2 protein-coding genes and 2 pseudogenes are annotated in these 1,165 nt (G+C 58.2%); 2 read left to right on the top strand and 2 right to left on the bottom strand.

Annotation, left to right across the window (positions count from 1 at the left end; all coding sequences use genetic code 11):
• Positions 1-229: pseudogene (locus AC1D00_RS42095) on the top strand (class I poly(R)-hydroxyalkanoic acid synthase); the annotation flags it as partial.
• 62 nt (positions 230-291) lie between these two features.
• On the opposite strand, the gene AC1D00_RS42090 reads toward AC1D00_RS42095, so the two are convergent.
• Positions 292-471, bottom strand: a complete 180-nt coding sequence (locus AC1D00_RS42090; protein WP_477014773.1) for a hypothetical protein — start codon at positions 469-471, stop codon at positions 292-294.
• Positions 468-824: a hypothetical protein gene (locus AC1D00_RS42085; protein ID WP_477014772.1), complete on the bottom strand. Its 357-nt coding sequence runs from the start codon at positions 822-824 to the stop codon at positions 468-470. Before AC1D00_RS42085 ends, AC1D00_RS42090 begins: the two co-directional genes overlap by 4 nt.
• On the opposite strand from AC1D00_RS42085, the pseudogene AC1D00_RS42080 reads away from it, so the two are divergent.
• Positions 805-948: pseudogene (locus tag AC1D00_RS42080) on the top strand (Na+/H+ antiporter NhaA); the annotation flags it as partial. The gene AC1D00_RS42085 and the pseudogene AC1D00_RS42080 overlap by 20 nt on opposite strands.
• Positions 949-1,165 lie beyond the last annotated feature (217 nt).

The following is a 1,165-nucleotide window of genomic DNA, read 5'->3' as shown; positions in this document are numbered from 1 at the left end:
GCCCGGCACCAAATATGGCCATTGGACGAACGACAATTTGCCGCCCAGTCCGGACGAATGGTTCGCCAGCGCCGCGCCTCATCAAGGGTCGTGGTGGCCGCTTTGGGACGAATGGGTAACGCCACTTGATGCAGGCCGCGTTCCAGCCCGCGAACCCGGTAGCGGTGCACTAGCGATTATCGAAAACGCGCCTGGCTCTTACGTCCGCGTGAGATCGATCGCCTCGTAAGTTGCGGGAAGCGGTCGAGATCTCGACTATGCGCAAAATCAGAGCTCGCTCTCGCGGAAGGGCTAGCCCCGCTCGCGGGGGCGCTGCGGCGACTGATGATTGTTGGCGGGATTGGTATCGTACTTGGATATTCGCGTGATCAGCCCGCCAGTGGCGAGCGGTTGCAAGTCCGCCTCCAGCGCCTCGGCAATCTCTTTGGTATAGACCTCCCGATCGTCCACGTAGAGTGTAAAGGATTTCAAATACTTTTCCTTTTCGTCGGATTCTCGATCGTCGCCTTCGTCCATTGGTAGAGCGGATAGTATTCGACGCCGTGCTCTTCTGCTACGGTGACATACTCCGCAAAGGCGTCAAACTGGCGTTTCAGCGCAGCGCGATGCGCTGCGAGGATATCGAACAGCGGCGCCAGTGCCGGATCACGGAGTTTTCGGCGTACCGATTCCGCCGTAGCAGAATCGTCCACATCGAACCTAACCTGATACTGCCACTGAGAAGTCACGCTATTCTCGCCTTCTGGTCGCACCCGATTCACCCCATTTCCGATCGCAAGGCGCGACCGCTCCCTCGCGAGCAGGTTTACCATGTCGATCTTCATCTCAATGCTCGCCTTCTCCGATCAAGGACTATTGAGGGCGGCGAAACTGGGCGTACTCTTCGGTTCGCTTGTCGCCGCCACACTCGGCCTTGGCTGGGGCGCCATCTACGTTCGACGTCAGTGAGCGGCTCCAATGCTTTTCAAAGCTCCGCACGTATCGTTCGCCGTTGAGGTTCTACCCTCCGGGATTACGCGGTGAGGATCGTCGAAACTGGCTTGCACGAAAATCCGAAGCATCCCCGGCGACTTCCGCCGTTGGCCGATATTGTTGCAAAAGTCTTTTTGGGGTGGCGAACGAAAAGTTTTAGAGCCGCCGATGCGTTTTACGCGCGGCGACGTGA

The organism is Bradyrhizobium sp. P2_E8 (assembly GCF_056403875.1).
Note: the sequence above shows the minus strand (reverse complement) of the source record. Positions and strands in the feature narration are given on the sequence as shown.